The 22,548-nt window shown below is 73.2% G+C and carries 19 protein-coding genes and 1 tRNA gene; 6 read left to right on the top strand and 14 right to left on the bottom strand.

Annotated features, from left to right (window positions below):
• Positions 1 to 64: 64 nt before the first annotated feature.
• Positions 65 to 895: an isocitrate lyase/PEP mutase family protein gene (locus ACWDAK_RS20120; protein ID WP_427394330.1), complete on the bottom strand. Its 831-nt coding sequence runs from the start codon at positions 893 to 895 to the stop codon at positions 65 to 67.
• 120 nt (positions 896 to 1,015) lie between these two features.
• Positions 1,016 to 1,495: a carboxymuconolactone decarboxylase family protein gene (locus ACWDAK_RS20125; protein ID WP_344637316.1), complete on the bottom strand. Its 480-nt coding sequence runs from the start codon at positions 1,493 to 1,495 to the stop codon at positions 1,016 to 1,018.
• A 50-nt stretch (positions 1,496 to 1,545) separates the two neighbouring features.
• On the opposite strand from ACWDAK_RS20125, the gene pdxR reads away from it, so the two are divergent.
• Complete coding sequence (pdxR, locus tag ACWDAK_RS20130) at positions 1,546 to 2,991, top strand: MocR-like pyridoxine biosynthesis transcription factor PdxR (protein WP_344637317.1); 1,446 nt, start codon at positions 1,546 to 1,548, stop codon at positions 2,989 to 2,991.
• Between the two features lie 17 nt (positions 2,992 to 3,008).
• Here the strand turns inward: pdxR and ACWDAK_RS20135 are convergent, their stop codons facing one another.
• Together ACWDAK_RS20135 and ACWDAK_RS20140 are read right to left on the bottom strand one after the other, a co-directional pair.
• On the bottom strand, positions 3,009 to 3,140 hold the full coding sequence (locus ACWDAK_RS20135) for a DUF6126 family protein (RefSeq protein WP_344637318.1): 132 nt from the start codon (positions 3,138 to 3,140) through the stop codon (positions 3,009 to 3,011).
• Between the two features lie 52 nt (positions 3,141 to 3,192).
• A complete protein-coding gene (locus ACWDAK_RS20140) occupies positions 3,193 to 3,777 on the bottom strand; it encodes a helix-turn-helix domain-containing protein (RefSeq protein WP_344637319.1) in 585 nt (194 codons plus the stop codon).
• 111 nt (positions 3,778 to 3,888) lie between these two features.
• Here ACWDAK_RS20140 and ACWDAK_RS20145 point away from each other — a divergent pair, with 111 nt between their 5' ends.
• Positions 3,889 to 4,665, top strand: a complete 777-nt coding sequence (locus ACWDAK_RS20145; protein WP_344637320.1) for a helix-turn-helix transcriptional regulator — start codon at positions 3,889 to 3,891, stop codon at positions 4,663 to 4,665.
• A gap of 284 nt (positions 4,666 to 4,949) precedes the next feature.
• On the opposite strand, the gene ACWDAK_RS20150 is transcribed toward ACWDAK_RS20145, so the two are convergent.
• The 8 genes from ACWDAK_RS20150 to ACWDAK_RS20185 all read right to left on the bottom strand — a co-directional run bounded on the left by ACWDAK_RS20150 (position 4,950) and on the right by ACWDAK_RS20185 (position 14,908).
• The gene (locus tag ACWDAK_RS20150) at positions 4,950 to 6,683 is read right to left on the bottom strand and encodes a pyruvate dehydrogenase (protein WP_344637321.1); all 1,734 of its coding nucleotides are present in this window, start codon (positions 6,681 to 6,683) and stop codon (positions 4,950 to 4,952) included.
• Between the two features lie 195 nt (positions 6,684 to 6,878).
• Entirely contained in the window at positions 6,879 to 8,114 is a 1,236-nt protein-coding gene (locus ACWDAK_RS20155; protein WP_427394339.1) for a S53 family peptidase, read from the bottom strand.
• A 372-nt stretch (positions 8,115 to 8,486) separates the two neighbouring features.
• Positions 8,487 to 10,883, bottom strand: a complete 2,397-nt coding sequence (locus tag ACWDAK_RS20160) for a glycoside hydrolase family 65 protein (RefSeq protein ID WP_344637322.1) — start codon at positions 10,881 to 10,883, stop codon at positions 8,487 to 8,489.
• Between the two features lie 2 nt (positions 10,884 to 10,885).
• A complete protein-coding gene (locus ACWDAK_RS20165; protein ID WP_344637323.1) occupies positions 10,886 to 11,650 on the bottom strand; it encodes an HAD family hydrolase in 765 nt (254 codons plus the stop codon).
• Between the two features lie 113 nt (positions 11,651 to 11,763).
• Positions 11,764 to 12,552, bottom strand: a complete 789-nt coding sequence (locus tag ACWDAK_RS20170) for a VOC family protein (RefSeq protein WP_344637324.1) — start codon at positions 12,550 to 12,552, stop codon at positions 11,764 to 11,766.
• A 101-nt stretch (positions 12,553 to 12,653) separates the two neighbouring features.
• Positions 12,654 to 13,838: a M23 family metallopeptidase gene (locus ACWDAK_RS20175; protein ID WP_427394329.1), complete on the bottom strand. Its 1,185-nt coding sequence runs from the start codon at positions 13,836 to 13,838 to the stop codon at positions 12,654 to 12,656.
• Between the two features lie 190 nt (positions 13,839 to 14,028).
• Positions 14,029 to 14,104: transfer RNA gene (locus ACWDAK_RS20180), tRNA-Lys, on the bottom strand.
• A 129-nt stretch (positions 14,105 to 14,233) separates the two neighbouring features.
• Positions 14,234 to 14,908: a nucleotidyltransferase domain-containing protein gene (locus ACWDAK_RS20185; protein ID WP_344637341.1), complete on the bottom strand. Its 675-nt coding sequence runs from the start codon at positions 14,906 to 14,908 to the stop codon at positions 14,234 to 14,236.
• Between the two features lie 190 nt (positions 14,909 to 15,098).
• Between ACWDAK_RS20185 and ACWDAK_RS20190 the strand changes: the two genes are divergently transcribed.
• The 4 genes from ACWDAK_RS20190 to ACWDAK_RS20205 all read left to right on the top strand — a co-directional run bounded on the left by ACWDAK_RS20190 (position 15,099) and on the right by ACWDAK_RS20205 (position 18,508).
• Complete coding sequence (locus tag ACWDAK_RS20190) at positions 15,099 to 16,313, top strand: DNA glycosylase AlkZ-like family protein (RefSeq protein ID WP_427394328.1); 1,215 nt, start codon at positions 15,099 to 15,101, stop codon at positions 16,311 to 16,313.
• A 202-nt stretch (positions 16,314 to 16,515) separates the two neighbouring features.
• Complete coding sequence (locus tag ACWDAK_RS20195; protein ID WP_427394327.1) at positions 16,516 to 17,262, top strand: SDR family oxidoreductase; 747 nt, start codon at positions 16,516 to 16,518, stop codon at positions 17,260 to 17,262.
• A gap of 115 nt (positions 17,263 to 17,377) precedes the next feature.
• Positions 17,378 to 18,088: a tyrosine-protein phosphatase gene (locus ACWDAK_RS20200; RefSeq protein ID WP_427394326.1), complete on the top strand. Its 711-nt coding sequence runs from the start codon at positions 17,378 to 17,380 to the stop codon at positions 18,086 to 18,088.
• A gap of 123 nt (positions 18,089 to 18,211) precedes the next feature.
• Positions 18,212 to 18,508 (top strand): hypothetical protein, encoded by a 297-nt coding sequence (locus ACWDAK_RS20205; RefSeq protein WP_344637345.1) that lies wholly within the window; start codon positions 18,212 to 18,214, stop codon positions 18,506 to 18,508.
• Positions 18,509 to 18,561: 53 nt separating this feature from the next.
• Here the strand turns inward: ACWDAK_RS20205 and ACWDAK_RS20210 are convergent, their stop codons facing one another.
• Together ACWDAK_RS20210 and ACWDAK_RS20215 are read right to left on the bottom strand one after the other, a co-directional pair.
• Positions 18,562 to 19,389, bottom strand: a complete 828-nt coding sequence (locus tag ACWDAK_RS20210; protein ID WP_427394325.1) for a TIGR02452 family protein — start codon at positions 19,387 to 19,389, stop codon at positions 18,562 to 18,564.
• A gap of 112 nt (positions 19,390 to 19,501) precedes the next feature.
• Complete coding sequence (locus ACWDAK_RS20215; RefSeq protein WP_427394324.1) at positions 19,502 to 21,724, bottom strand: DEAD/DEAH box helicase; 2,223 nt, start codon at positions 21,722 to 21,724, stop codon at positions 19,502 to 19,504.
• Positions 21,725 to 22,548 lie beyond the last annotated feature (824 nt).

Genomic DNA, 22,548 nt, shown 5'->3' on the forward strand with positions numbered 1-22,548 from the left:
CGGGGACCGGCGCCCCGTGACGCCGGTAGTAGCCGCAGCCGGAGGACGACCTACTGATTCCCGGTCAGTCCTGGAACAGACCGTTGAGTTCCGGATAGCTCAGCCCGTCCGCGAGCCCGCCGAAGGTGCCGTCGGCGTAGACCTCGCGGGCGGCGCGCCGCACCGCCGCGTACGCGACCTCGGCGAGGCCGGGTCCGAGGCTGATCCGGCCCACGCCCAGGGCGGCGAGCTCGGCGACACCCGGCGCGGCGGCGTGGCCGGACACGTTGAGCGGGACCGGCAGGGCCTCGGCCAGCACCGCGATGACCGCCGGGTCGGCCGTGCCGGGGACGAACACGCCGCTCGCGCCCGCGTCGACATAGGCCAGTCCGCGGGCGAGGGCCGCGTCCAGACGGCTCTCGGGCTCGCCGACGCCACGCAGGAAGACGTCCGTCCTGGCATTGATGAACAACGGCACGCCGGCCGCGTCGGCCGCAGCGCGGGCGGCCGCGATCCGCTCGGCCTGCTCGGCGACCGGGCGCAGCTCGCGCGCCCCGCCGGCGGGGCCGTCCTCCAGGTTGACGCCGACCGCGCCGGTCGCGAGCAGGGCGGTGATGGTCTCACCCACCCCGGCGGCGGTCTCGGCGAAGCCGTCCTCCAGGTCGGCGGTGACGGGCAGGTCCACCGCACCGGTGATCAGTGCGGTCTGGGCCAGCGCCCGGTCCCGGTCGAGACCGCCGCCGTCCTTCGCGCCGAGCGTCCAGCACACGCTGGCGCTGGCGGTGGCGATCGCCCGCGCACCGGCGGCGGCGACCAGTCGCGCGCTCGCGGCGTCCCAGACGTTGGCCAGCACCAGCGGGTCGCCGGGGCGGTGCAGATCGGTGAAGAGCTTGGCCTTGTCGTGCTGAGTGGTCATGGTGTCAGCCTGTCAGTGAGACGCGACGGTGGACTGGCGGAGATCGGACCTGGACAGCCGAACCCCCACGGGGCGGGGTGGGCCCTCCGGGGCCCACCGATCGGCCCCGGAGGGCCCTGTTCACGCCTCCTTGGGCGCCGGGCTGAGCCGGGTGGAGATGGCGATGCGGTTCCAGGAGTTGATGGTGATGATCATCGCGAGCAGCTGGGCCAGTTCCTTCTCGTCGAAGACCTTGGCGGCCTCCTCGAAGACCGCGTCCGGCACATGCCCCTCGGTGACCTTGGTGACCGCCTCGGTCAGGGCCAGGGCGGCGCGCTCGCGGGCGGTGAACCACGGGGTCTCGCGCCAGGCCGGGAGGCTGAACAGCCGGTGGGCCTGCTCGCCGATCTTGCGGGCGTCGGTGGTGTGCATGTCTAGGCAGAAGGCGCAGCCGTTGATCATCGAGGCGTAGGTCTTGACCAGTTCGGCGATGATCGGGTCCAGCCCGGCGGAGGCGGCCCGGTCAAGGTCGATCATGGCCCGGTAGAACTCGGGGGCCTGCTGCGGGAGCGAGATGCGCTGGACGGGGGCGGGGGCGTAAGCGTTCTGGTTCGTCGTCACGTGGACAACCGTAGATGCCGAGTGGCCCGCCCATGTGGTTCATTTGGCGCATGGAATCCTGGGCCACTTTCGGCGGCGACCTGCTTATCGACCTGACCTCCGGGCGAGCGCGCGGACTCGGCCTGCGCGCGGCCCTGGAGGACGCGCTGCGCGCCGCGGTCCGCGACGGCCGCCTGCACCCCGGCACCCGGCTGCCGTCCTCCAGGGCCCTGGCCACCGACCTCGGCATCGCCAGGAACACCGTCGCCGAGGCGTACGCCCAGCTCGCCGCCGAGGGCTGGCTGGCCTCCCGGCAGGGCTCGGGCACCGTGGTGGCCGAGCGCGGCACACCGTCCGAGGCCGGCGCGCCGACGGTACGGCCGCGCCGCGCCGCGGTCCGCTACGACCTGCTCCCGGGGCGCCCCGACGTCTCGCTGTTCCCCCGCTCGGCCTGGCTGGCGGCCTCCCGGCGGGCGCTGACCGCCGCACCCAACGAAGTGTTCGGCTACTCCGACCCGCGCGGGCGGATCGAGCTGCGCCGCGCCCTCGCCGAGTACCTGGCCCGGGTCCGCGGGGTGCGTACCGACCCCGAGCGGATCCTGATCTGCGCCGGCTACACCCAGGGCCTCGGTCTGCTGTGCGGCGCGCTGCGCGAGCGCGGCGTCCGGGCGGTCGCGGTGGAGGAGTACGGGCTGCCGCCGCAGCAGCAGGTGATCACGGCGTCCGGTCTCGACACCGTGGCGCTTCCGCTGGACGAGGGCGGCGCGCGCACCGACCTGCTGGCCGGCTCGGGCGCCGGCGCGGTGGTGCTCACCTCGGCGCACCAGTTCCCGACCGGCGTATCGCTGAGGGCCGCGCGCCGGTCCGCCGCCGTCGCCTGGGCCCGGGAGACCGGCGGGATCATCATCGAGGACGACTACGACGGCGAGTTCCGCTACGACCGGCAGCCGGTCGGCGCGATGCAGGCGCTGGACCCGGAACGGGTGGTGTACGCGGGCACCGCCAGCAAGAGCCTCGCCCCCGGACTGCGGCTCGGCTGGCTCGCACTGCCCGGGGAACTGGTCGAACCGGTGGTCCGGCAGAAGGAGTTGGCCGACGGCCAGTCCGGCGCCCTGGAGCAGCTGACCCTCGCCGAGCTGATCACCTCGGGCGGCTTCGACCGGCACATCCGCCGCTGCCGGCTGCGCTACCAGCGCCGCCGCGACCAGTTGGTGGGCACGCTCGCCGAACGGGCCCCGGACGTCCACGTCACCGGCATCGCGGCCGGACTGCACGCGGTCCTGCAGCTGCCCCCGGGGTCGCTCAGCGAGGGCGAACTCCGGCACCAGGCCGCCTGGTTGGGCCTCGCGCTGCAGACCATGTCGGAGTGCCGCACCCAGGCCGCCGGGCCCGCACCCGACGCACCCTCGTCGCTGGTGATCGGGTACGGCACCCCGCCGGAGCACGCCTTCTCCGCCGCGCTGGACGCGCTGTGCACGCTGATCGGCCTGTCCGCACCGCGGGCCGACGCGACCTGAGCCCTACCGGTTCCGGTCTACCGCTTGCCGAGTTCGAAGAGCAGGAAGAGGAATGCGGCGAACACGTGGCCCGCTGCGGTGTAGAGGACTATGCGCACCCAGATTCCGCGGTTCGGGAGTCGACGGGCGTCGATGGGTTGCCTGGCCATGATGGGCCTCCCTTCAGAGGCGTACGTGGGGTGAACCCGGGATCCTGGGACCTCAGTGGCCCCCGCCCAGGCAGAGTTCGCCACCCGGGCTCTGCAGCAGGGTGTGCATGAAGAGCAGCTCGACGCCGTCGGTGGAGTCGGCCGCGATGCGGTGCGGAGTGAGCGAGTCGAAGTGCGCACAGTCGCCCACCTCCAGCAGGTGGATCTGCTCACCGAGGGTCAGCCTCAGCCGCCCCTGCAGGACGTACAGCCACTCCTCGCCGGGGTGCACCCGGACGACGGCGTCCTGCAGCCCCGGCGGCACGTGGACCCGCAGCGCCTGCATCGCCCGCCCCGGGGCACCGGCCCGCCGGTAACCCCAGCCGCCGGCCCGGCCGGGCTCGATCGCGCCACCCCTGATCACCGGATCCGGCTCGCCCGGCAGTTCACCGAGCAGCCCGGCCACCGTCGTGCCGTACGCCCGGGCCAACCCGAGCAGTACCGGCAGCGAGGGCTGCCGCTGCCCGGTCTCCAGGCGCGACAGATACGCTGGGGAGAGGCCCACCCGGGCCGCCGCCGCTTCGAGCGTGTGCCGGCTGCTCAGCCGGTGCTCCCGAAGTCTGGCGCCGAGGCCCTCGACCTCCTGGTCCGCACTCATGTGCCCAGTCCACACCCGGCCTGCCTCCTAGGCAAGAAATTTGCCTGCTTGGCAATCTCACTCCGGGTGCGGCATCGACGACGGACCGTCCCAAAGGCGATGCTGAGGGCCATGACGAAGTCGGACACCCTGGAGTACGGGCGGGTACTCGATCTGGTCGTGGCGGTTCTGGAGACCGACGAGCCGGAGAGCCTGTGGAACCTGCTTGCGGAGCACCTGCTCGACGTCTTCGCCAGCCGCACCGTGAGCATCACGGAACTGCACCCGGCCGACCGGACGGCCCGGGCCGAGGGATGGGCGCCGAAGCGGATCGGCACGGCGATCAGCAGGCACGTGGAACTGCAGGTGCGGCAGCAGCACCCCCTGATCGGGTACCTCACCACCGGAGGGTTCCGTCCCGTGACGGTGGCCGGGATCTGCGACGGGTGGCGGGGCTCGGCCTGCTACGACCAGGCCTACCGGGCGTTCGGCACCACCCAGCAGTTGGGCCTTCCGCTGGCCGCGGCGCACCACACCGCCCGGATCGTCGTCTTCAGCCGCCGCGGCACCGACTTCGGCCCGCGGCCGCTCGCCATGGCCGAGCGGATCCAGCCGCTGCTGATCGGTGCGGACCGCCAGCAGCGCAGGCTGCGGCAGCTCCGCGACGCCGCCGGCGCGGCCGGGGTCGACGACGTGGTGCACCGGGCCGCCGAGCACGGGCTGACGCCGCGTGAACTGGCGGTGCTGAGCCTGCTCGCCGAAGGTCTCACGGCCACGGCCATCGCGCGCCGCCTGGCCATCTCCCCGCACACGGTCAAACGCCATCTGGAGCGGATCTACCGCAAGCTCGACACCGACAACAAGGTCTCCGCCGGGCTGGCCGCCCGCCGGATGGGCCTGGTGTGCTGAGAGCGGCCGACACGCCCCGAAGGCGGCGGACAGCACCCTCGCGGGGCCGGCAGTAGGAAGTTCGTCCCATGGCACCGAGGCGGCGCGGTTGCCAGGATCTTGGTTCGGGGGCGGGAGTGACCTCCGCCGGCGGCCCGCCCCGACCACGCATCCGGCGGGACGGCACCTGAGCCTGCACTCCCTGGACCGCAGGGGAGTCCAGGGAGTGCGGGGACGGGTGCGGCACCCGATCGCACCTCAACGGCAGGGCGCTTCAAGGACACCGCGCCCCAGGGCCTTGCGCCTCAGGGGCGGGGAACGTTGCGCAGGTTGCTGCGGGCCAGGTCGACCATCTTGCCGACGCCGCCCGACAGCACGGTCCGGCCCGCGGCCAGGGCGAACCCCTTGACCTGGGCGGCGGTGATGCGCGGCGGGATGGAGAGCGCGTTGGGGTCGGTGACCACGTCCACCAGTACCGGGCCGGGCCTCTCCAGCGCCTCGGCCAGCACCTCCCGCACCCTGGCCGGTTCCGTCACCCGCTTCGCCTGGATGCCGATCGCGCGGGCGATGGCCGCGTAGTCCACGTCGCCGTTGTCGATCTCCCACTCGGGGTAGCCGGAGACCAGCATCTCCAGCTTGATCATGCCGAGCGCGCCGTTGTTGAACACCACGATCTTGACCGGCAGCCGGTGCTTGGCGACGGTGAGGAGTTCGCCGAGCAGCATGCCGAGCCCGCCGTCACCGGACATCGAGACCACCTGCCGTCCCGGGAAGGCGAGTTGGGCGCCGATCGCGTGCGGCAGCGCATTGGCCATCGAGCCGTGGAGGAACGAACCGATCACCCGGCGGCGGCCGTTGGGCGTCAGATAGCGGGCCGCCCAGACGTTGCACATCCCGGTGTCGACCGTGAACACCGCGTCGTCGGTCGCGAGTTCGTCCAGCACGGCGGCCACGTACTCGGGATGGATCGGCACCTGTTTCTCGATGTTCCTGGTGTAGGCGCCGACCACGTCCTCAAGTGCCTTGCAGTGCTTGGCCAGCAGGCCGTCGAGGAAGCGCCGGTCCTGCTTCTGCTCCAGCAGCGGCATCACGGCCCGCAGGGTGGCCGACACATCGCCGTGGACGGCGAGTTCGAGCGGGGTGCGGCGGCCGAGCCGGGTCGCGTCGTGGTCGACCTGGATGGTGCGGCCCTGCGGCAGGAAGGTGTCGTACGGGAAGTCGGTGCCCAGGAGCAGGACCAGATCGGCCTCGTGCAGCGCCTCGTGGCAGGCGCCGTAGCCGAGCAGGCCGCTCATCCCGACGTCGTACGGGTTGTCGTACTGGATCCACTCCTTGCCGCGCAGCGAGTGCCCGATCGGCGAGTTGAGCTTCCCCGCGAGCTCCATCACCCCGGCGTGGGCGTCCCGGACTCCGGCCCCGCAGAACAGGGTCACCCGGTCCGCCGAGTTCAGCGCCGCGGCAAGCGCCTGCACCTGCGACCACGGCGGGGCGGCCACCGCCTGCTCGTCGAGGAAGTGGCCGCTCCCGGTCGGCCCGGCGGCAGGCAGCGCGGCCACGTCGCCGGGGAACGCCAGGACCGAGACCCCGCGGGCGCCGATCGCGTGCTGGATGGCGACCCTCATCAGGCGCGGGAACTGGGCGGGGGCGCCGGCCAGCTCGCAGAAGCCGCTGCAGTCGGTGAACACCCGGTCCGGGTGGGTCTCCTGGAAGAACCCGGTGCCGATCTGGCCGGACGGGATGTGCGAGGCCAGCGCCAGCACGGGCACGCCACTGCGCTGGGCGTCGTACAGGCCCTGGATCAGATGGGTGTTGCCGGGGCCGCAGGAGCCCGCGCAGACCGCGAGCCGGCCGGTCAGCTCCGCCTCGGCCGCGGCGGCGAAGGCCCCCGCCTCCTCGTTGCGGACATGCACCCAGTGCACGTCCGGAGCCCGGCGGATGGCGTCCACCACGGGGTTGAGGCTGTCCCCGACCACACCGTAGACCCGCTCCACCCCGGCCTGCCGGAGTACCTCCACCATCTGCTCGGCCACGCTGCCCATCGGGCCACCTCGTCTCACCGGCTGGTCACGGGACGCCACCAGCCTGCGGGCAGGGCGTCCGCCGGGCACCCGGGGGTACGGCGAACGGGTCGCCCGGGAGAACGGCCCGCCCGGGAGAGTCGGACGGGTCGCCGAAGGGGCGCGGGGGACGGCGCGACCGGGTCGCTCCCGCCGTTCCCCGCGCCCCTCGTCCGCTCAGCCCGCGAAGGCGGTGAGGCCGTTCGGGGTGCCGAGACCGGTCGGGCCGTCGTAGCCGGTACCGGCCGTGCAGAGGTAGGACGGGGAGCAGCTGCCGTTGGAGCCCGTGGTCACGTCGTTCAGGGCCGAGGTGTGGGCGTACGGGAAGGACGCGGGGTAGCTGCCGGTGGACGGGGCCCCGGCCAGCGCGTAGACGCCCGCGATGATCGGGGAGGAGGCGCTGGTGCCGCCGTAGACCGCCCAGCCGCTGCCGCCGTAGGTCTGGTAGACCGCCACACCGGTGGCCGGGTCGGCGACCGCCGAGACGTCGGAGACGGTGCGCTTGCCGCAGCCGGTGTCCTTCTGCCAGGTGGGCTTGGCGTCATAGGCCGAGCAACCGGAACCGGTGCCCTCGGTGCTGCTGGTGGACCACACCGACTCGCTCCAACCGCGCGCCCCGGAACTGCGCTTGAGCGCCGTGCCGCCGACCGAGGTGACGTACCTGGAGGAGGCCGGGTACTGGGCGCCGTACGCCGAGTCGCCCGCGCTGACGGTGATGGCGACACCCGGGTGGTTGAAGTACGAGGTGTCGTACGAGGTGTCGGCGGAGGACTCCGAACCGCCGTAGCTGTTGGAGACGAACTTGGCGCCGAGCTTGACCGCGGTGTTCACCGAGGTGCCGAGGTTGGTCATGCCGGCGGTGTTCGCCTCCACCAGGATGATCTTCGCATTGGGGGCGATCGCGGAGACCATGTCGAGGTCGAGCGAGATCTCACCGGCCCAACCCGAGTTCTTGGACGGGTACTTGGTGCCGCCGGTCTGGTTGACCTTCTTGAAGCACCCGTTGGCAGTGGTGCAGGCCGGCAGGCCGTACTGGGCGCGGTAGACCGCCATGTCGGACTCGGCATTGGGGTCGTCGTAGGCGTCCACGATGGCGATGGTCTGGCCCGCACCGCCGCCCGCCGGCAGGTTGTACGCACTGAGCAGGTCACTCGGCCCGTAGCCGGACGGCGTCGCGTTCGGGGTGACGCCCATCGGGTGGACCCGCTGGACGGTGTTGGTGACGCGCAGCGCGTTGCAGGCCATGGTGTCGCCCTTGGCGAGCGTGTCACAGGCTCGCACCCATGACGCACCGCCCTTGCTGTGGACGGTGATTGGCGTGGCGCCGGCGGGAGCGGCGGTCGAGATCGCGGACACGGCGAGGGCCGCGGTGCCGGCGAGCGCCAGGACGAGCCGGCGGGTGGATGCGGGCATGGTGGGGGTGTGCACCGAACTGCCTCCTGTGGCTGGGCTGGTAGCCCTTCGAGGGCCGGGGGCTGTGCGTGGGGGACGGTCGCACGGAATCGGTGTGGCTCCGGCAACCGGGCAGGCGGAAGTGACGGCCGTTCAGGCCGTCGCTCACCACCGGAAACCGGCGCCGACGCTAGCCAGCCATGGGCAGGTCAAACAACGGGCGGTACAAGATTCGACCAGCCCTTTACCCCTCGGGGGGAAAGGGCTGGTCGAACTCACAGGAAGCCACGGGAACTCACAGCTCCCGGGCATTGCGCCAAGGGCACTCGGCCGCCCCGGCGGCGGCCGTCACCGGAGCCCGCCGAGCGGCGGGCTCCGGGCGGCGACGGGGTGTCACTCGGCCGGCAGGTGCTCCACCACGCCGATCGGCAGACCCGCCTGCGCCTGCCGCCTGGCCGGCTCGCGCCCCGGCGGCTGGATGCACAGCTCCGACGGGGTCACCGGCACGGTGGTCGGCCGGCTGACCGGCCTGCTGTGCTCCAGCTTCAACTGCTCCCCCTCGTGCAGCAGGGTCATCGGCGCACCCCGGCGCAGTGTGTAGGTGGTGCGCTGATGGGTGATCTCCACGTGCAGCAGCCGGTCCCGGACCACCATGGCGAAGGCCAGCCGCCGCAGCCCGGCGGGCAGCCGGGGCCGGAAGGAGAGTTCCTCGTCGCGGTCGCGCAGGCCGCCGAGCCCCGCCACCAGGGCGATGCACGCCCCGGCCAGGGAGGCCATGTGCAGGCCGTCCTTGGTGTTGCCGCCGAGGTCGTGCAGGTCCATCAGGGCCGCCTCGGCGGTGTAGTCGTACGCCAGGTCCAGGTGGCCGACCTCGGCCGCGATGACCGCCTGGGTGCAGGCGGAGAGCGAGGAGTCGCGGACGGTGAGCCGCTCGTAGTAGGCGAAGTTGCGGGCCTTCTGCTCCTCGGTGAAGGCATCGCCGCGCACCTGCATGGCCAGCACCAGGTCGGCCTGCTTGACCACCTGCTTGCGGTACAGGTCGAAGTACGGGTAGTGCAGCAGCAGCGGGTACTTCTCCGGCGGGGTGTTCTCGAAGTCCCAGAACTGGTGGTCGGTGAAGCCGTCGGCCTGCGGGTGGATGCCGATCTTCTCGTCGTACGGGATGTACATCGCCGCGGCGGCGTCCCGCCAGGTCGCGGCCTCCTCGGTGTCCACGCCCAGGGCGGACGCCTCGTGCATGTGGCGGGTGGCGGTCTCGGCGGCGACCCGCAGGTTGGTCTGCGCCATCAGGTTGGTGAAGACGTTGTTGTCCGCGATCGCGCTGTACTCGTCGGGTCCGGTGACGCCCTCGATCCGGAACCGGCCCTCGGAGTCGTGGTGGCCGAGCGAGCGCCACATCCGGGCGGTCTCCACCAGCAGTTCGAGGCCCAGGGTCTTCTCGAACTCGGTGTCTCCGGTGGCGCGGCAGTAGCGGGCGACGGCGACGGCGATGTCCGCACCGATGTGGAAGGCCGCGGTGCCGGCCGGCCAGTAGCCCGAGCACTCCTCGCCGTGGATCGTCCGCCAGGGGAACAGCGCGCCGGCCAGGCCGAGTTGGGCGGCGCGTTCGCGGGCCAGCGGCAGGGTGGCGTGCCGCCAGGTGAGCACCTGTTTGACCGCCGAGGGCATGGCGTAGGTGAGCACCGGCAGCACGAAGGTCTCGGTGTCCCAGAAGCTGTGCCCGTCGTAACCCGGGCCGGTCAGCCCCTTGGCGGGGATGGCCCGTTCCTCGCTCCGCGCGCCCGCCTGCAGCACGTGGAAGAGCGCGAAGCGGACGGCCTGCTGCAGCTCCACGTCGCCGTCCAGCTGGATGTCGCTGGTGTCCCAGAACTTCTTGAGGAACTGCTGCTGTTCGGCGAACAGCCCGTCCCAGCCGGTGAACCGGGCGGCGGTCAGCGCGGCCTCCACCTGGTCGCGGACGGCGGGCAGCGAGCGGGTCGCCGACCAGCCGTACGCGATGAACTTGACCAGCCGCAGCCGCTCGCCCGCCTTGAGCACGGTGGTGACGCTGAACCGGCCCTGGTTCTCGGTGTACTCGGCGGTGGCGTCGAAGTGCTCGGGCCCCTCGACCAGGTGGTCCATCCCGGCCGCCACCCGCAGGCCGCTGAAGCGGGTCCGGTGCACCAGGACGGCCTTCGTCCCGTCGGCGTGCGCCGCCTCACTGAGCAGCGGCGCCTCCAGGGCGGCGGCGGCGCGGGGGTCGCCCGTGCTCTCCGGCAGCTGCTCGTTGGCCACCAGCTCGGACTGGAGCACGATCCGCACCGGGCCGTCCACCGCGGTGACCTGGTAGTCGATCGCGGCGATCGCCCGCTGGGTCAGCGAGACCAGCCGGCTGGAGGTGACCCGCACCGTCCGCCCGGCGGGTGAGGTCCACTCGGCCTCGCGCCGCAGGACCCCCTCGCGGAAGTCCAACTGCCGCTGGTGACTCAGGAGTTTGCCGTAGCGGAGGTCGAAGGGCTCGTCGTCGACCAGCAGCCGGATGATCTTCCCGTTGGTGACGTTGATGACGCTCTGCCCGGACTCCGGGAAGCCGTAGCCGCCCTCGGCGTACGGCAGCGGCCGCAGCTCGTACACGCCGTTGAGGTAGGTGCCGGGCAGGCCGTGCGGTTCGCCCTCGTCCAGGTTGGCGCGCAGGCCGACGTGGCCGTTGGAGAGCGCGAACACCGACTCGGCGCGGGCGAGTCCCGGGATGTCCAGGCCGTGTTCGGCCACCCCCCAGGGATCGATGGTGAAGACGTTGGTCGCGGCCATGGCTAACTCCCCTCGTCCGTTCCCGTGTCGGGCCCGATCAGTTCGGCGAGGTCCTTGACCACGATGGTCGCACCGTGTTCGCGCAGTGCGTCGGCCTGTCCGACCCGGTCCACGCCGACCACCGCGCCGAAGCCGCCGGCCCGCCCGGAGGCCACCCCTGCGAGGGCGTCCTCGAAGACGGCGGCGTGCTCGGGCGGGACCCTCAGGGCCCGGGCGGCGGCCAGGTAGGTGTCGGGCGCGGGCTTGCCCGGCAGGTTCTCGCGCTTGGCGACCACCCCGTCGATCACCACGTCGAACAGCCCGTCGATGCCCGCGGCCCGCAGGACGTCCCGGCAGTTGGCGCTGGAGGAGACCACCGCGCGCGGCAGGCCGAGCACCCGCAGCCGGTGCAGGTAGTCCACCGAGCCCGGGTACGGCTGCACGCCCTGCTCCTGGATCATGCGCAGCACGGTGAGGTTCTTGACGGCGCTCAGCCCCTGGACGGTACGGGTGCCCGGCGGGTCGGCCGGGGTGCCCTCGGGCAGCCGGATGCCCCGGGAGGCGAGGAATTCCCGGGTGCCGTCCAGCCTGGGCCGGCCGTCGACGTAGGCGTCGTAGTCCTCGACCGGGTCGAACGGGACGAACTCCTCGCCGGTGCGCTCGGCCTCGGCCCGCAGGAAGGAGTCAAACATGTCCTTCCAGGCCGCCGCGTGCACCTTCGCGGTCTGTGTCAGCACTCCGTCGAGGTCGAAGAGGAATGCTCGGATGTGGTCCGGAAGTCCCAACATGCTTGCCAGTGTGGCGCGAAGCGGCGCTCGAAGCCGCCCATTTGCGCCATCTCTGCGCGTCGCGAACGGGCGGCTCCGGCGGCTTGCCGAGGGGGTCCTTGGACCGACCGGTCCTACTGCATCGGCTTCGGCTTGATCATCGCGAAGATGGCGCCCTGCGGGTCGGAGACCACCGTCATCCGCCCGGCCCCCATGTCGAACGGCGGGGCCAGCACATCGCCGCCGCGCTTCACCAGCGCGTCCACCGTGCTGTCCACGTCGTCCACCGAGAAGTAGGTCAGCCAGTGCGCGGGCATGCCGGGCGGGTCGTTGGCCAGGTTGGCGACGCCGCCGACCGGACGGTCACCCACCTTGATCACGTGGTAGTCGCCCGCCTCCGGCATGCCCATCGGCTCGATCTCGGCGCCGAAGACCGCCCGGTAGAAGGTCTTCGCCTTGGCCAGGTCCCCGGTGTGCAGCTCGTTCCAGGTGAGCGCACCGGGCTCGTTGACCACGTGCGCGCCGAAGAAGTCCACCGGCTGCCAGACACCGAACACCGCGCCGGTCGGGTCGCTCGCGATCAGCATCCGGCCGACCGTGCCGACGTCCATCACCGGCACCATCACACTGCCGCCGTTGGCGGTGATGGCCGCCTGGGTGGCGTCCGCGTCGTCGGTCGAGAGGTACGTGGTCCAGACGGTGGGCGGGGCCGGCTGCCCGGGGGGAGCCATCGCGGGGCCGATGCCGCAGACCGGCTTCCCGTTCAGCGTGCACATCGCGTAGCCGCCGAACTCCGCCGGGCCGGCCTCGCCCTGCCAGCCGAACAGGTCCCGGTACAGATCGAGCGCGGCCTGCTGCTCGGGCGCCATCAGGTCCACCCAACACGGGGTACCGGGCGCGTACTTCTCGGTAACTTCGGGCATCTCGTCTCCCTCGTGGTGACCCCCGTCGCCCACCCTGACCGCAGCCGCCCGATCCTGCCACCGGAGGGGCGCTTCCGCGCGGCGACGCGGCGGAGACGGGGTCAGGCGCGGACCGTACGCCCCCGGTGGAGCCGCGGGCCGACGTCCGCGAACACGAGGTCCAGACCCTCCCCGTGGCGCTCGGCATGGAGGTGCAGATGGGGCTCACTGCTGTTGCCGGAGTTCCCGACCTGCCCGAGCGGCTGCCCCGCCCTGACCTGCTCGCCGACGGCCACCCGTACGGTGCCGGGACGCAGATGGGCGAGCTTGACGGTCTCCGTACCGGTGTCGATGAAGACGTGGTTGCCGTACAGCGGCCCGTACCGGATGACACCGGGGACCTGGTCCGGCAGCCCGTCGACCGCCGCGACGACCAGCCCGTCGCACGGGGCGAACACCTCTGCCCCGTAGGCGTGGTAGGAGGTGAGCAGCCGGGGGTCGCCCCGGTAGGTGCCGCTTCGGCCCAGCTGGACCAGGTCGACGGCACCGCGCTGCTCGTCCACGTCGACGTGGTGGTTCAGCCCCCGACCCCCGCCCTGGCCGACGTACCAGCTGCCGCGCAGCGGGAACCGGGCCAGCGGCACCGCCGGACCCGTCCCCCAGCTGTGCCGGCGGGACCTGACCAGCGCGACCCCGCTCACCGCGAGCGGCACCGCGGCGGACGCGAGCTGCAGCCAGTGGCCGCCCAGGGGCAGTCCGGGCAGCCGACAGGCCGAGCCCAGCGCCACCAGGGCGCCGGCCTGGACCGGCCGGCGGACCCACCACGGCTCCATCGCCGCGTTGCCGAAGCCCTCGATCAGGACGCCCCCGCAGGCGAGCGCGAACACCGCGCCGGTCCAGCCGAGGACGTCCGGCGCGGTCCAGCACCAGAAGACCAGGAAGCCGGCCAGCAGGAAGCAGGCGACCCGGCCGCCACTGCGGCCCACCGCCAGTGGAAGCCTCCTGCGCCGCTGCTGCACCGGGGAGATCAGCAGACCGGTGATCAGACCGTCCCGGCCGACGTGCACCCACGCGAGGACCCGGCCGCCCGGCCCCTCGACCACCAGCCCCTCCGGGCTGTCGGACACCTCGTGGAAGCCGCCCAGCCGCTCCCGGGTGGCCGCCACGATCCGCTCCAGCCGATCGGCACCCACCTGCTCCACCAGCCGCGGCGCCAACTCCGCCCACCGCTCGGGAGAGGCCCGCAGGAACTCCCGGAGCGCCTCGATCTCGGCACGGCGATCACTCTCGTACGCAACGGACGGCATCCGGGCAACCTACCGGACGGGCACCGCCGGCCTGTCGCCCTGTCAGATCGGGGGCCGAGGCCCCGGGTCCACGCCGCACCGCCGACTGCGGAGAGAGCGGAGCCTCAGGGCGATCCGGGAGCCTCACGGCGATCGCGCGCCCGGGAAATGGAGCAGCCGGGTCGAACGCGCTCCGACCCGGCCCTCGAAATGGTGGGCCGCCAGGGGCTCGAACCCTGAACCTACGGATTAAAAGTCCGCAGCTCTGCCAATTGAGCTAGCGGCCCGCCAGCTCGCGCTCCACCGCGGTGGTAGAGCACCTGCCAGGGTGATCCTACCCGGAGATCACCGGCGGTTGGCCAGTGGTTTGCCCGGGCCGGCCCGGTTTTCCTGCCGGGTGCGGGCGTTCGGGGCGGTCAGGCGGGGGAGGGCAGGTGGGCCAGGCGGACGCGGCGGAGCCAGGATTCGGCGGGTCCCTCGTCGGGCGCGGCCGGAAGGACGCCGGAGCGGTCGAACCGGGACTCCGCGTCGGCGAGCAGGCCGGCGGCCAGCTCCGGGCGGTCCGCGCAGCGTTCGCCGAGTTCGCGGACCCGCTCGGGGTCGGTGAGCCGGATCCGCAGTTCGCCGGTCTCGTGCAGTGCCAGTCCCTGCCGGACCAGCCTGACCAGATGCCTGGCGTGCTTGGCGGCCCGCCGCCGGGACGTCTCGTCGGACGGGTCGCGGCTGCTCAGTTTCCTGAACTGCTGGGTGGCGTAGCCGAGATAGGAGTTCCGTACCGCGCGCTCGCTCAGGAAGGAGCGCCGGATCCCGATCAGTTCCTCGCCGAGCGGCGTCCGCACCTCGTACAGCTCGGCGGGCAGCCAGGCCAGTTCGGCGGCGGTCGGGTTGCAGCTCAGGGCGAGCCGGCACCACTTCGCCGCCTCGTGCAGGGTGCGGTCGGGGGCGGTGGTGACCTGTGACTCCGTCGGGCGGTGCAGACCGTGGAACTGCTCGGTGGGCGCGGCGAACAGGCCGAGCCGGTCGATGTCCGAACCGGCGTGCGCGAGGCCGTAGGCGGTGGAGCCGACGATGCCGGAGAGCAGTATGTGCACGGGTGGACCGCCCCCTCGGCGCGGTGACGGATGTCGGGATGTCGGCAGTCTCCCCGCTCGGCGCGCCAAGTGCGAACGAATTCCCGGTGCCGGGCCACGGGAGTGCGCTCGCCCGGCACGTCGATCCGGCCCGTCGGCCCCGGCACGTCGGTCCCCGAACCCCCGCCGTCCCGCGCCGATACTGGACCGCATGGCGAACAGCGAGATCCCGGCAGCCGCACTCCGTGCCTGGTGGGCGCATCGGCAGTGGCTGGACGGCACGCACCAGGACGCCTCGGCCGCCGAGGTGCTGGCCGCCACCGGCTGGGCCCGCTCGGTCGGCGGCGCCGCCCCGTACCTCGGGCTGTTCGCCCGGGCCGGCCTGGGCCGGGAGGCCGTCGACGCCGCCGTCGCCGCGCTGCAGGTGCACGAACTCCCGTCCGCCCGGGGCTGCACCTACGTCCTTCCGGCGGCCGACTTCGCGCTCGGCCTGGCCGTCGGCGCCGCCGCGCCCGAGGGCGAGCTCGCCGCGGCGGTCAAGCACCTGGGGGTGAGCCGGGACGAGATCGAGAAGCTCTGCCTGCGGATCGGCCAACTCCTGGACGGGTCAGTGCCGTTGCCACCGGCCGCGATCCGCGAGGCCGCCGGGGGCGCCGTCCGCGGCCTCGGCGAGGCGGGCAAGAAGCGCGGGCTGACCACCACCCTGCCGCTGGCCCTCGGGCTGATGCAGGCCCGCGGCCGGATCCGCCGGGTACCGGTCAACGGGCGCCTGGACCAGCAGCGTTACGGCTACGTCAGCTGGGACCAGACGGTCAAGGGGTCCGCCGCCGAGCTCGCACAGCGGTACTTCTCCTGGGCGGCCCCCGCCTCGCTGAAGAACTTCCGCTGGTTCTCCGGCTTCCCCGCGGCCACCGCGAAGCAGGCCGTCGCCACCCTCGGCCTGACCCCCCTGCCCGGCACCGACCTCCTGATCAGCCCCGAACTCGCCGATGAGCTCACCGCCTTCACCGTACCCGCCACGCCGTCCTACGCGCTGCTCGCCGGCATCGACGGCCTGCACCTGCTGCACCGGGACCTGTCCCGGCTGGTCGACGAGGCCGACGCCGACCGCCCGGCGCCCGGGGCCGAGGCCGGACGGAGCTTCGGCAGCGAGGCCGACCCGCAGACGCACATCGTGGTGGACCGCGGCCGGATCATCGGCTTCTGGGAGTACGACACCGAACAGCGCGAGATCGTGCACCAGTTGTTCGTCCCGGCCGACACCCAGCTGCGCGACACCATCGCCCGCACCGAGGCCTTCGTCCGCGACCAGCTGGGCGACGCCCGGGGGTTCAGCCTCGACTCGCCCAAGAGCCGCGCTCCGAAGATCGCCGCGCTCCGGGCCGCCAGCGGCCGGGATCTGCCTGAGAGTTCCGACGACGGGTAGTCGCACTCGGGCGCGCCCGGCCGCGCCCACGCACGCCCGGCCCGGCGATCGATCCGGTGTGAGACTCGGCGATCGATCCCGTGCGGGGTTCGGCGTTCACGGCGGCACGACCGCCCCAAGTCCCCTCCTCGGTCGGACACTTCCGCCATGTGGACTACGGTGGCCCGAGCAGTGCACCCAGCCGGTATCGAAAGGCTCCAGCATGTCCGAGGTCGTACTGGTCACCGGCGGCAGCCGCGGTATCGGCGCCGCCACCTCCAAGCTCGCCGCCGCCCGTGGGTACCACGTGTGCGTCAACTACCGTGCGGACGAGGCCGCGGCGGCCGCCGTGGTGGCCGGGATCCGCGAGGCCGGCGGTACCGCGCTCGCCGTCCGGGCCGACGTCAGCCGAAGTGCCGAGGTGGAGCGGCTGTTCCGCACCGTGGACGACGAACTCGGGCCGCTGACCGGCCTGGTCAACAACGCGGGCACGCTGGAGACGCAGTGCCGCCTGGACGAGTTGGACGGGGAGCGGCTGGCCAGGACCTGGTCGGCCAACATCACCGGGCCGTTCCTGTGCGCGGGTGCGGCCGTCCGCCGGATGTCCACCCGGTACGGCGGCAGCGGCGGTGCGATCGTCAACGTCTCCTCCGCCGCCGCCCGCCTCGGCGCGCCGAACGAGTACGTGGACTACGCCGCCGCCAAGGGCGCCCTCGACACCATGACCCGCGGACTGGCCCTGGAGGTCGCCCGCGAGGGCATCCGGGTCAACTGCGTCCGGCCGGGCCTGATCCACACCGGCATCCATGCGCTCGGCGGCGAAGCGGGCCGGGTGGACCGGATCGCCCCCAGCCTGCCGATGGGCCGCGGCGGCCGGCCCGAGGAGGTCGCCGAGGCCATCCTCTGGCTGCTCTCCCCCGCCGCCTCGTACGCCACCGGCACCTTCCTCGACCTCTCCGGCGGGCGCTGAACACCGGGCGGCGGCACCGGCGGACACTGCCGGCAGCGGTCCCCGACGGCACCGACGCCCACCGTTCATCCCGAACGCCCCGCGCTGGACACCCCGGCGGGCTACCGTGGCGGGCATGAGCCTGTGCGACTCCGACGCAGCGTCACCCTTCCTCGACATCCCCGGCGTCCGGAACCTCCGCGACGCGGCCATCGGACCGATCCGCCCGGGACGGCTCTACCGTTCCGGCTCGCTCAACCAGCTGACCCCGGAAGGCGCACAGCGCCTCAAGGCCCTGGGCATCCGATCCGTCGTGGACCTCCGCGGCGCCGTGGAGCTGGCGCACTGGCCGGACGAGCTCCACGGTCTCGACCTGACCACCCTCAACCTGCCGACCCTCCCGGAGCGCCACGGCGACGAGCGGCCCTGGCCGGACGACCAGGCCGCGCTCTACCTCTACATGGCCGAGACCGCCGGTCCCTCGATCGCCGCCCTCGTCCGGCACCTGGCTTCCCCGGGCGCGCTCCCGGCCCTGGTCCACTGCGCGGTCGGCAAGGACCGCACCGGCCTCACCACCGCCGTCCTGCAGCGCCTGCTCGGTGCCGCCGAGGCCGACATCACCGCCGGCTTCCTCCGCTCCAACGCGGGCCTGGGCCTGCTCGACGGGCCCGTCCCGTACACCGACGAGACCGGTGCGGAACGCCTCTCCCGTCCCGTCACCGCCGAGTGTCTGCTCGACGCCCTGGACCGGCTGCACGAGCTGCACGGCTCCGTGGAGTCCTTCCTCCGCGCCCATGGTGTGACCACCGGCGAACTCACCGCCCTCCGCACGGCCCTGACCGGATAGGACCGGCCGAGCGACGCTGACCGGGTGAGCGGCCCTGACCGGCTGAGCCGCGGCACTCCCCACGCCGGGCGCGCGTTAGGTTCATCGGAAATCCGAGGAACAGCGCACCTGAGGAGTTGGACGATGGCGAAGATCCCGACAGCGGCGGTGGCGGCGGCCGGTCTCATCGGCGGGTACGGGACCGCACGCTGGAGTGGCCGGCGCGAGCTGGGCGGGGCGGTCCTGGCGGCGGCGGGAGCCGCCTCGGCGTACCAGTGGCAGCGGCAGGCCGGCACCGGTACGGCCGCTGCCCTGACCGGTCTCTACGTCGCCGCCTTCGGCGGTTCGCACCCGCTCGCGAAGAAGATCGGCGCCTGGCCCTCCGTCTTCGCGGTCACCGGCGTCGTCGTGGCCGCCTCGGTGATCGCCACCCGTCGCTGAGCGCCCCGGTGCCCGGGATCCGTCCGAGCGGCCGAGCGCCCCGGCAGGGGAGCTCAGCCGGCCGACCTGCCGAAGCGCCGCTCGAAGGCCGTACGGTTCACGGACACCGCGGCCCGGTCCCACACCGCGAACACCACCCGCGTGAACGCCGCGCCGTACGCCCCCAGCGCATGCTCGAACGCCGCCGCGACCTCCGCCGGGTCGTTGCGGAAGACCCCGCAGCCCCAGGCGCCGAGCACCAGCTCCCGCACCCCGTGGCGCGCCGCCACCGCGAGCACCCGCTCGGCCCGTTCGGCCAGCACTCCCCGCACGTCCACCGGAGTACCGCCCGCGCGCAGGGCCAGCTGACCGGCATTGGGCGCCGGCGAGGTGAGGAAGGAGACCGTGTGGGGCCGCGCCAGCAGCGCGCCGTTGCCCTGCCGGATCACCGGTACCCGCGGGGAGAAGATCACCCGGTGGCTGTAGCGGAGGTCCGCTGAGGCCCGGTGCGCCTCGTAGTAGTCGGGGGCGGCGAGCAGGCAGTGGTACAGCAGCGCGCTGCGGCAGAGGTCCTCCTCCTGCGCGCGGGCGCCCCGCAGGTACCCGCCGCCCGGGTTCCGCGCGGAGGCGAAGTTGAGCACGCCGACGTGCTCGCCGCCCTCCTCCACCAGCCGCCGGGCCGCCTGCATGCTCCCCTCGGCGGTGACCTCGGGCGCCCCGGTGAACGGACCCCGGCCGATGCCCCCGACCACCTCCGCAGGCCCGTACGAGACCGTCCCGGCCCGGGCGGCGGCCAGCAGCCCGCCGATCTCCACGACTGCTCCGGTGCCGTCCGCCCGGTAGCTGCCGCGCTCCGCGATCTCCTCGTTCACGACCGCGATCTGGTGCAACCTACTGCTCATGTCGGCGACCGTAGTTGAGCCGGCGCCGCGCCACCACGGAGTTTCGGGCGCAACGCGGCCGGGCCCGCCCCACCGAAGTGGAGCGGGCCCGGCCGGAGCTCAGCGCGGTGCGTCAGTTCTTCCAACGCGGCTTGCGGTCACCGCCGTTGTAGCTGCCGCCACGCGAGTCGCGGTCGCCGAAGGAGCGGCCGCCGCGGTCGTCGCGGTTGAAGCCGCCCTGCGGACGGCCACCGGAGCGGTGGTCGTCACGGCGGGCGAACGGACGGGTGTTGCCGCCGCGGTCGCGGTCGAAGGCCGGACGGTCGCCGAAGGAACGGGCCGGACGGTCACCGAAGGAACGGCCACCACGCTCATCGCGGTCACGGCCGAAGCCACGGTCACCGCGGTCCCGGTCGCCGAAGGAACGGCCGCCACGGTCGTCGCGGTTGAACCCGCCCTGCGGACGGCCACCGCGGTCACCGCGGTCGCGGTCGAAGGACGGGCGGTCGCCGAACGAACGGGCCGGACGGTCACCGAAGGAACGGCCACCACGCTCATCGCGGTCACGGCCGAAGCCACGCTCACCGCGGTCCCGGTCGCCGAAGGAACGGCCACCACGGTCGTCGCGGTTGAACCCGCCCTGCGGACGGCCACCGCGCTCGTCCCGGTCCCGGCCGAAGCCGCGGTCACCGCGGTCGCGGCCGAAGGACGGACGCTCCCGGTCGCGGTCCCGGCCGAAGCCGCGGTCCTCACGCCCACGGTCGCGGTCGCCGTAGGAGGCACGCTCGCCGCGCGCCTCGCGGTACGACGGGGTACGGGTGGCCTCGGCCGCCGGAGCGGCGGTCTCGGTCTCGGTCTCGGCAGCGTCGGCCTTGGCCTCCTCGGCGGCGGCCTCGACCTCGTCCTCGATGCCCAGCTCGGCCCGCTCGCGGGCGGCCCGGGCAGCCAGCCGGTCGGCCTCCTCGCGCAGCTCGGCAGCGCGCTTCTGGGCCCGCTCCAGCTGGCGTGTCATCTCGGCGACCTCACGCTCGGCGGCACCGGCGATGCCCGAGGCGGACTCGGCCTGGACCTCGATCAGCGAACGGGCGCCGGTGATCTTGGCGACCTCGGGGTCGAAGGCGTGGTCCAGGATGTGGCGGCCGGCGTCGACGCCGGCGTCCTCCATCAGGCGGAAGACGCTGCGGCGCTGGTGCGGCAGCACCAGGGTGACGACGGTGCCGGAGCGGCCCGCGCGGGCGGTACGACCGGAGCGGTGCAGGTAGTCCTTGTGGTCGCCGGCCGGGTCCACGTTGAGGACCAGGTCGATGCCGTCCACGTGGATACCGCGGGCGGCGACGTCGGTGGCGACCACGACGTTGACGTAGCCGTCCTTGAAGTCGCCCAGAACCCGGGTACGGGCGCCCTGGGTCATACCGCCGTGCAGCGCGTCCGCCTTCACGCCGGCCTCGATCAGCTGCTCGGCGACCCGGTCAGCACCCATCTGGGTGCGCACGAAGATGATCGTGCGGCCCTTGCGGGCGGCGATCGCGTTGGTGATCGGCGCCTTGTCCTTGGGCTTCACCACGAGGATGTGGTGGGTCATGGTGGTGACGGCACCGGCCGACGGGTCGACCTCGTGGGTGACCGGGTCGTTCAGGTAGCGCTTGACCAGGGTGTCGATCTCGTTCTCCAGGGTGGCGGAGAACAGCAGGCGCTGGCCCCCGGCCGGAACCTGGTCGAGGATCTCGGTGACCTCGGGCAGGAAGCCCATGTCGGCCATCTGGTCGGCCTCGTCGAGCACGGCCACCTGGACGTCGTCCAGCTTGGCGCTGCCGCGGTTGATCAGGTCGCGCAGGCGGCCCGGGGTGGCGACCAGGACGTCGACACCGCGCTCCAGCGCGTAGATCTGGTTGGACATCGAGGTGCCGCCGCAGACGACCTTGAGCCGCAGGCCGAGCACCGAGCCGAACGGCTCCAGGGCGTCGGCGACCTGCATCGCCAGCTCGCGGGTCGGCACCAGGATCAGGCCGCGCGGGTGCTTGGGCTTGGTGCGCTCGCCGTCGGCCAGGCGGGTCAGCAGCGGCAGACCGAAGCTCAGGGTCTTGCCGGAGCCGGTACGGCCGCGGCCCAGCACGTCCTTGCCGGCCAGGGCGTCCGGGATGGTCGCGGCCTGGATCGGGAACGGGGTGGTGACGCCGCGCTTGGCGAGGGCGCGCACGACCTCGTCCGGCAGGCCCAGGTCACCGAAGGTGACGGTGGGCTCGGCGGTCTCCGCGTCGGTGGTCTCGGCGATCTCGGTGGAGTCGGCGGCGGCAGGAACATCGGCGTCCGAACCGTTCGCGGGCATGGCGAAGCGGTCGTCGTCAATGAGAGACATTCAAAACCTTCCGGAAGTGGCACGCGCCTAAGTCCGGGGTTCTGTTCACAACCGCCTCTATGCGGTCAGCCACGGATCGCCGGAACGCGCCAAGGGCGCCAGATGGGAACAGGGCGCCAGTCAAATGGATCAAACGAACGATCTACCACCATAGAGGAACCTCCGGATCCAAGGCAAATGCGCTGGCCACAGCGCTAGTGGCCAGTGGATCCGCCGGTCGGGGCCACCGTTTGGCTGCCGCTCGGCGAAGGGTCCGGCGTCTTCGTGGGTGGCGGCCCGGGCGTGCTCGGGGCGGTACTGGGCGGGGCGGCCGAGGAGGCGGACGCAGACGCGCTCGGCGGGCCCGGAGGCTTCGGCGCACTCGGACGGGTCTCCGGGCTCCCGCTCGGGGCACCGCCCGGCTCCGTGCCGGGCGTCGACCCCGGCTGCCCGGCGGCCGGCGGCGGGGTGGCCCCGGGCGCCAGCGCTCCCGGCGCGCCCCCGGCACCCCCGGCGGCCGGCGCCTCGCCGGACGCACCGTGCTCACCAGGACGCTCCACCCGCAGGCCGCTGCCGGCCTTGACCGGCGCGCCGCTGGCTCCGGCCTTCCCGATCACATCGGTCTGCCCGACCGGCTGCGTGCCGGGCTGTTCGGCGGAACCCGCCCCGACCGACATGCACCCGGCCATCCCCATCCCGGCCAGGGCCAGCACCACTGAGCCGGCCACCCGCGCCCGCGCGCTCCCGCCCGGACGGCGCCCCCCGCTGCCCCCCGCGACCACCCGGACCACCCGCCCTGCCATCACCGAGCCACCTCTCCTGCCCGCCCCGCCCGGGCCGGCCTG

This window comes from Kitasatospora sp. NPDC001175 (assembly GCF_053598215.1).